5 protein-coding genes are annotated in these 7,966 nt (G+C 73.2%); 2 read left to right on the top strand and 3 right to left on the bottom strand.

The features are described 5' to 3' along the window. Together ACFWRV_RS36110 and ACFWRV_RS36105 are read right to left on the bottom strand one after the other, a co-directional pair. A partial coding sequence (locus tag ACFWRV_RS36110; protein WP_384340382.1) for a discoidin domain-containing protein occupies positions 1 to 1,688 on the bottom strand: 1,688 nt, incomplete at its 3' end. A 578-nt stretch (positions 1,689 to 2,266) separates the two neighbouring features. Next, a complete protein-coding gene (locus ACFWRV_RS36105; protein ID WP_384340380.1) occupies positions 2,267 to 3,220 on the bottom strand; it encodes a DUF3048 domain-containing protein in 954 nt (317 codons plus the stop codon). Positions 3,221 to 3,490: 270 nt separating this feature from the next. Here ACFWRV_RS36105 and ACFWRV_RS36100 point away from each other — a divergent pair, with 270 nt between their 5' ends. Then, positions 3,491 to 3,934, top strand: coding sequence for a hypothetical protein (locus tag ACFWRV_RS36100; protein WP_384340378.1), 444 nt, complete (start codon positions 3,491 to 3,493; stop codon positions 3,932 to 3,934). After that, positions 3,931 to 6,102 (top strand): NB-ARC domain-containing protein, encoded by a 2,172-nt coding sequence (locus tag ACFWRV_RS36095; protein WP_384340377.1) that lies wholly within the window; start codon positions 3,931 to 3,933, stop codon positions 6,100 to 6,102. Before ACFWRV_RS36100 ends, ACFWRV_RS36095 begins: the two co-directional genes overlap by 4 nt. 24 nt (positions 6,103 to 6,126) lie before the next feature. Here ACFWRV_RS36095 and ACFWRV_RS36090 read toward each other — a convergent pair whose 3' ends face one another. Then, complete coding sequence (locus ACFWRV_RS36090; protein ID WP_384340384.1) at positions 6,127 to 7,836, bottom strand: hypothetical protein; 1,710 nt, start codon at positions 7,834 to 7,836, stop codon at positions 6,127 to 6,129. Positions 7,837 to 7,966: the final 130 nt, after the last annotated feature.

Raw genomic sequence — 7,966 nt, 5'->3', positions numbered from 1 at the left:
ATCGTGTCGTCGCTGTTCACGACGATGCTCGTGGTCGCCTTGCCGGGGCCCGCGCCGCCGATCCGCACGAACACGTCCTGGAGCGAGGTGGGGTTCGCCGAGTGATCGGCGGACGCGCCCTGCGGCCCGACCTCCAGCAGAGTCCGCGAGTTGACGGGACCGGCGTCGATGAGGAAGCCCGCCAGCTTCACCCCGTCGACGTCGGCGACCTTCATCGCCGTCACCCCGTTGTCCGGGATGATCGTGGCCAGGCCGAGACCCAGGACGACGGTGTTCGCCCGGTTCACGTTGATGGTCTGGTCGATGTGGTAGACCCCGGGTGTGAACAGCAGGTTGAGCCCCTGCGCGAGCGCGGCGTTGATCGTCGCGGCCGTGGCGCCCTGCTTGACGACGTAGAAGCGGTTCAGCGGGATCGACTCGCCCTGCTGGGCGCCGCCGTCCCACGAGACGCCCCGTGCGTTGACGCGCTTCGCGGGGACGAAGACCTTGTACTCGTTGCCGTCGAGGTAGAGGAAGGGCTTCTCGCGCGAGATCGGGGTGGTGTCCAGCGTGGTGTACGGCGGGGTCGGGTAGCTCGCCGCCGGCGCGCCCTGGACGCCGGAGAACGTCATGTTCCACACGGCGTTGGTCCAGCCGCCCACCGAGCTGTCGCGGGTGTACCACTGCTGCTGGGAGTAGGGGCCGACCGTGCCGTCGATCTTGGAGTCGGCGATGTAGCCGCCGCTGGCCCAGCCGTATCCGTCGGGCGCGAGGTTGAGCCCGCCCTTGACGTGCATGCGGCGGAACGGTGCCGCCTGGGAGACCGCCCAGCGGTTGGTGCCGCTGACCGGGTTCAGGGTGAGGTTCTCCGCCGAACGCCAGAAGTTCTGCGTCGCGTTCCCGTTGAACCAGCCCGCGTCCACGGTCACGTCGCCGCTGAACGTGGTGGCGTTCGGGTTGAGGCCGAGACCCGCGATCTGGGTGTAGAAGCCGATCTGCGCGTTGATGTTGTTGTACGTGCCCGGCTTGAAGAGGAGCGCGTGCCGGCCGCTGCCGAACTGGGCCTCCTCCTGCTGCTGGAAGATCTCGTCGACCTTGCCCTGGATGTTCGGGGTGGACGGGTCGAAGACATGGACGTTCGGGCCGAGGTCGCCGCCACCCGGAATCTCCGGTCCGCCGCCGTCCCGCGTACCGAAGACCTTGAACTCCCAGAGCGAGTAGCCGTAGCCGGTGCCCCGCTGGGTGCCGGTCAGCCGCACGTAACGGGCGTCGCCGGAGACGTTCAGGGTCTCGTTGCCGCCCGCCGATGTGGTGGTGCTGTAGGCGGTCGTCCAGTCGTTGCCGTTGGTCGACAGCTCGATGCGGTAGCTCTTGGCGTGCGCGGCCTCCCAGGCGAGTTCGACCCGGCTGAGAGCCGCCGGGGAGCCGAGGTCGATCCGGATCCACTGGGGGTCGGCGAACGCGCTGGACCAGCGGGTCCCGGCGTCCCCGTCGACGGCGTTGCCCGCCGCGGTGCCGCCGTTCTCCTGGCTGGAGGCGGTCACCGTGGAGCCCTGGGAGAGCAGGACCGGAGCGGCCTGCGCCGGAGCCGCCTGCACGGCCGCGAGCAGCGTCGCGACGAGGGCCGTGATGACCGCGAGGGCCAGCGTGCGCCAGCGACGGGATGCGGCCAGGGGAGGCCGCGAGGGTCTGACGAGGGCAACGGACATGTCTGAGTCTCCTGGAAGGTCAGGTGGGCGGGGGTGGGTACGGATGTGGGCGCGTTCTCCCACGAGGGGGAGAGAGCGCTCTCTCGGTAGCCGAATGATTCTCCCGTGTTTCCGTCGCGTCAAGAGTTGTGCGCGGGATTGACGCCTCGACTCCCCGGGCGGGGCAGATGTTTCATCTCCTGAAAGCTGACCAGGAGTTGACTTGGCATCAGCGGGATAAGTCGGACGTCTTCCTTGTGGCATCTGGAATCAACTCGGCCGTAACTCTTGACGGTTCACGCCGCCCCCGCCACGCTCCCGACTGTGGGGGAGCGCTCTCTCGGCCTTTTCCCCTCACAGCGCAAGGAGTTCGCATGGAAGCCCGTGGTACACCGCCACGTGCCAGTACACCTCGGCGCGGCTCCTCATCCTCAACAACGCGGTCGGTGGTGACTGGCCCGGCCCGCCCGACGCCACCACCCGCTTCCCGCAGAAGATGAGCATCGACCACATCAAGGTCTGGCAGTAGGAAACCGTCTGCCCGGGGCGTCCGGCCGGCGGGGTCCCTCCACCGGCCGGACGTTCTTCCCCCACCCGCCTCACCCGCGCGGCGCGTACAGGATCCACAGCGGTCCCTCGGCGAGCTCCACGCGCCGGCCGTCGGAAGCGGTGTACACCGTGTCCGCGTCGGCCGACGGGCGCGCCCACCGCGCGTCGTACGCCCGGCCGTCCCGCAGCACGACCGCGTCCCCCGACCCCACGGTCTCGGTGAACGGGCTGTTGTTCCCGGACCGGTCGCGGAATTCCGACTCCGTGACGTCCACGTCCTGGACGACGACCGTACCGGCCCCGAGCCGTCCGCCCTCGGTCGTACGGGCGGGGGAGCCGTCCAGGGAGACGAGCCACCGCTCGTTCCCGGCGGACCACGTGAACGTCACCGATGCCGACGGGTAGCGAACGGTCCGGCTGTCCTCCGGCTCTCCGCCGGCAGGCGGCGAGCCGAACGTGAGCCCCAGCTCCGCTACGGCGTTCACCCCGGAGGCCGCGAACGGGATCCGCTCCGGCCGCAGGTAGAGATTGTGCGGCGCCGGCCGGTCCGGGCCCCGGAAGTACGCCCCCGGCGCCTTCGACGGCGGTACGGCGTCCAGCGGCGCCCGGTCGATGACCGGCAGCAGCCTGCTCTGCGCCCCCGAGAAGGCCAGCTTCGGTCGGTCGAACTGCCGCAGCAGCTCCAGATCGGTCTCCCGCGCGCTGCGCACCGGGCCGATCACCGGCGGCAGATCGGAGGAGTAGACGGCGAGAAGACGGCTCAGGCCCGCCTCCACCTGCTCGACGTAGACGATGTCGGCCTTCTCCAGCCCGGTGTGGGGGCGTGCGGGCGCCACGTTGTCGATCTTCACGGCGAGCACCTCGGCGGCCCCGCCCGTATCGGAGGGAGAGCTGCTGCGGGACGAGGGCGACTCACCGCCCCCGCCCGCGCACCCCGCGATCACGGCCAGCAGGAGCGCGATGAACAGCGCGGCGACCGCCCTGCTCACTCCGGCTGCGGACATGGCGACCGCCCTTCCGGGCCGTCGGCCGACGAAGTCAGCGGAGCGTCGCCGTGTCGTGGCCCCCTCCATCATCCCTCATCACGTGTCCGGCGCGCCCTCGGTCGCGGGGGAGGGGGAGCCCCCGCAAGGGGGTGACGGCCCCGGCATGGCCGGAACTGCCCTGCGCCGCGCCCTCGATTCCGCTTCCGAAGGCGCTGTTCGCTCTCTACGGTTGCACCAGTGACGGGTCGCGTGCCCGGACGGGACGACAGGCGAGGCAGAGGGGGTTCGGTGGAAGCCGAGTTGACGGCACTGGCGGCATCGGGTGCGACGACCTTCGTGGGGCTGATGGCGACGGAGGCGTGGACGCAGGTGCGCGGGCGGCTGTCCCGGTTCCTGGGCCGGGGCGAGAACGTCGAGGCGATCGACGCCGAGCTGGAGGAGTCCCGCGAGGAACTGATCGCCGCACGCCGGAGCGGTGACGAGGACGGTGCCGCGGACGTCGCGGCCGAGTGGCGGATCAGGATCCGCCGGGCTCTGCGCGACAACCCCGAGGCCGAGCAGGAGCTGCGGGCCATCCTCGACGACCTGGCGCCCCAGCAGGCCGCCGGCCCCGCCGTGGCGATCAACCACAACACGATCAGCGGCGGCCACTACAACGCCCCGGTGATCATGGCTCAGTGGGTCAACGACGGCGTGCCCCCCACGCCCCGGCGGGGTCCGGGCACCGCGTGACAACCCCGAGTTCCGGCGACGGGCCCCGGCACACCGCCTCGCGCAACGACTTCTCCGGCACGAGCCACGGCCCGGTCGTGCAGGCCGCCACGATCCACGGCGGCATCACCTTCCACGTGGAGCCGGCCGCGCCCGCCGGGGAATCGACCGCCCCCGACGAGATCCCGCCCCTGACCGTACGGTTCCGGAACCGGGAGCGGGCGCTCGATCTGCTCGACGGCCTGTTCGTCCGCGACCCCGACGGCGCGAGCGTCGGCTTCGGGGCGCTGTACGGACTGCCGGGCGTCGGCAAGACCACGCTGGTGTCCCGCTGGGCGGAACAGGGGCGCGAGTCGTTCCCCGACGGGCAGATCTACGTGGACTTCGCCACCCTGCGGGGCGGGACGGCGGGGGCCGACGTCTCGGAGGCCGCGTGGTGCTGCCTGAAGTCCCTGGGGGTCGACGCGGCGTACATCCCCACCGCGCTCGCGGACCGCACCAGGCTCCTGCGGACCAGGACCGCGGGCAAACGGCTGCTGGTCTTCCTGGACAACGTCACCGACCCCTCCCAGGCGGCCGCGCTCGTGCCGAAGGGCAGGGGCAGCGTGCTGCTGGTGGCGAGCGGCTCGCGGCTGGGGGAACTCGCCCTGGACGGCGCCCGGATGATGCCCGTGGAGCCGCTCGACCGCGAGAGCGGCCTGAAGGTGCTCGCCGACCGCTGCGGGGCCGGGACCGTCGCGGCGGACCCGGACGCGGCGGACGAGGTGGTGCGGCTCTGCGGCGGGCTGCCGGTGGCGCTGCACGTGGCCGCCGCCCGGCTGGCGACCGAGTCGCGTCTCACCCTGGCGGGTCTCGCGGCGGAACTGGCCGACGAGCCGCGCCGACTGGCCGGCATGTCCCTCGGAAAGGACCGGTCCGTGGCCGCGGCATTCGACCTCGCCTACCGTGAACTCGCCCCGGAAACAGCCCGGTTCTACCGCCTGATGGGCTGGTACCCGGGAGCCGTCTTCGACGCCGGTGTCGCCGCGGTGGCCGCGGGCCTCGACCCGGAACGTACCGCGGACGCGCTCGAAGAGCTGACCGGGGCCAGTCTGCTGGAGGAGACGCCGGACGGGCGCTTCCGCTTCCACGACCTCGTACGGCTGCACGCCGCCGAACGCGCGACGCAGGAGGAGCCGCCGGCCGAACGGCCCGCTCTCGTACGGCGCGTGACGCTGCACTACCTGGCCCTCACCGCACTCGCCGACCGGGCCGTCCGGCTGGACCGGCTGCGGATCGCCGACCTCACGCACCTGCTCGCCGACCTTCCCGACCCCTTCGGAGCCGAGGACGGACCGGAGCCGCTGGCCTGGCTGGAGGCCGAACACCGCAACATCCTCGGCGTGCTGCGGGCCGCCGCCCGCGAGGAGACCCTGCACACGGAGGTGTGGCAGCTCGCGGAGGCCTTCACCGTCCTGTTCCTGCACCACCGGCACCTCGGCGACTGGCGGGAATCGCTCGAACTCGGCGCGGCCGCCGCAGCGGAGGCACTGGTGCCCGCGGCCGAGGCGCGCCTGCGCAGCCTGCTGTCACGCCCGCTGATGGACCTGGGCGACCACGAGGCGGCCCGGCGCGCGCTGGACACCGCCGAGGCCTGCGCCGAGGTGTCGGATCACCTGGTCGTCCGCGCCTCCGTGCAGGAGTTCTCCGGACGGTACTGGGACCGCACCGACCCCGCTCGGGCCATGGCGGCCTACCGGAGCGCACTCGACCTCAACACGGCGGCGAACGAGCACCGGGGCGCGGCCATAGCCTCCTACTTCCTCGGCTGCGCCCAGGACGCGGCCGGTGACTCCCGCGCGGCACTGGACACCCTGCGCGACGCCCACGAACAGCTCACCGCACGGAAGGACGCGCGGATGGCGGCCCGCGTGCGCATGGCCATCGGCCTCGCGCACGACCACCTCGGTGAGAGGCGGGAGGCGACCGCGGCGCTGAGCGCGGCCGCCGAGACGCTTCGCGCCCAGGAGGCCACCCACTACGAGGCGCAGGCGCTCGTGGCGCTCGCGGACATCGAGGCACGTCCCCCTGGCGACCCGTGCGCAGCACGCTCCAGCCTGGAGCGCGCCCTGGAGATCTACGAGGCCGGCGGCAGCCCCCGGGCGGAGGAGCTCCGCGAGCGGCTGGCGGGAGGACCGGCGGCCGACTGACGGACGGAGACCGGGCGCCCCCGGTCAGCGCCGGGCGCCGCCCGGCGACGGTGCGCGCAGCCGGATCGCCACGTCCTCCTCGCGCGCCCCGACCCGCAGGGTCACCACGGCGTCGTCCAGCGGAGCGGCGGCCCGCAGCAGTGCGTAGACGACCGCGGCGGGCAGCCCCGGGTGGGCCGTCGGGCCCGTCACGGTCGTCTCCACGATCCGGCCGTCGCGCAGCCCCGCCAGGTATCCGCCCCCGCGCAGGGCCGCAGCGGCGAGGCGGCACCCCGGCAGGCGCTCCAGGGTGTCCCCGACCCACAGGAGCGCGGCCGACGCCGAGGGGGCGGGAGCCCCGCGCAGCAGCACCGACGCGCTCTCCAGCAGCCTCCGCTCCGGCTCCCGTTCGTCACAGGCGAGGTGGCGAAAGCGGGTGGCGGTCTCGTCCGCGCCCTCGCCCGGCACCGCCGCCGGCCGCCTGCGCACGGTGACCACGCCCGGACCGTCGTCCGAGGAGAGGGCGGTGGTGACTGTCCAGGCGGTGACGTCCGCCCCGGTCGCCTCGGGCTCGGCCAGATACAGCTCGGGCGGGGGAGCGGGCCCGGGTTCCGCGAGGTCCAGCAGGTGGTAGAGCGCGGCGCGCAGCCGCGCCAGGGACTGCCCCGGCCGGTCGAACGCCCCCGCGGCGACCGCGGCGAACCGGTCCGGAGCCTGCCCGGCCAGGGCGGACGCGATCTGTGCGTGGACGTCGCCCCGCGCGTCGAGGCGGGGCGCGGTCCGCCCGAGCGCGGCCGCGGCCGTGCCGTCGACGGCCTCGCTGCCGAAGGCCCCCAGCAGCACGGGCTTGCCGAGCGCCGCCCCGTACAGGGTCACCGAGCCGTGGTCACCGACCACGATGTCCGCCGCGACGAGCGCGGACCGCCAGGCGTGGACATGCGGGACGAGCATCAGGCCGGCTTCCAGCGCCGGGGCGAGGAGATTGCGGATCTGCCAGGAACCGTGCCCCGCCCAGACGTTGGGGTGCACGATCGCCGCCACCCGGAACTCGTCGTACGGGAGCGCGGCCAGCACCCGGGCCGCCAGTCCCGGATCCTGTCCGATCAGCGAGCTGCGACCCCAGGTGGAGCTGAGCACCACGAGCCGGTGCCCGCCGGGAACGCCGAGCGCCCGCCGGTACGCGTCCGCCCGTCCGGCGCTGACGAGCAGTTCGTCGTAGCACGGGTCGCCCACGAGCAGGGTGCGACCGGCCGCCTTCGGATGGGAGGAGAGCAACTGCTCCTCCTGGCTCGGGTGCGAAATGGCCAGCCAGGCACGCCCGGACTCCAGCAGGCCGTCCGGCACGACCCCCGACAGCCGGTCGCCCGGGGCACGGGCGTCGGGCACCTGCTTCTGGAAGCCGACGCCGTGCGGCAGGACGAGGACCGGGCAATGCCCCACCGGGACATCGATGTTCTCGCTGGCCGTGAGGATCAGATCGGGGTCCGCCCGGCTCACCTGCTCCCAGGGGATGACCCGGCAGCCCGCGTCGTGCAGCAGATCCAGCACCCCGTCGTTGAAGGCGGAGGTGGGGTCGTGGGCGAAGACGACCGTGACGCGCCCGTCCCCGCGCAGGAGGGCGGGCAGGCATTCGAGGACCCGTACGGTCGAGGTCACCGTGCGGGCCGCTACGACCAGGGTCTTCTCACCGTGGAAGGTGCTCCATCGCCCGGCGTCGCCGCCGACGGGGACGCGGAGGGGCTGGCTAGCGTGCATGGCCACCCCGAAAGGCTACGGGCACACCGCCCCAGCGCGGCTCGCGGCTCGCGGCTCGCGGCTCGCGGCTCGCGGCTCGCGGCTCGCGGCTCGCGGCTCGCGGCTCGCGGCTCGCGGCTCGCGGCTCGCG

The organism is Streptomyces sp. NPDC058576 (assembly GCF_042718715.1).
Lineage (GTDB): Bacteria > Actinomycetota > Actinomycetes > Streptomycetales > Streptomycetaceae > Streptomyces.
This window is presented reverse-complemented; position numbering and strand designations above follow the sequence as displayed.

Coding starts and splice junctions, on each gene's coding strand:
- ACFWRV_RS36090 (WP_384340384.1), bottom strand. CDS start 7,836: ATGCACGCTAGCCAGCCCCTCCGCGTCCCCGTCGGCGGCGACGCCGGG.
- ACFWRV_RS36105 (WP_384340380.1), bottom strand. CDS start 3,220: ATGTCCGCAGCCGGAGTGAGCAGGGCGGTCGCCGCGCTGTTCATCGCG.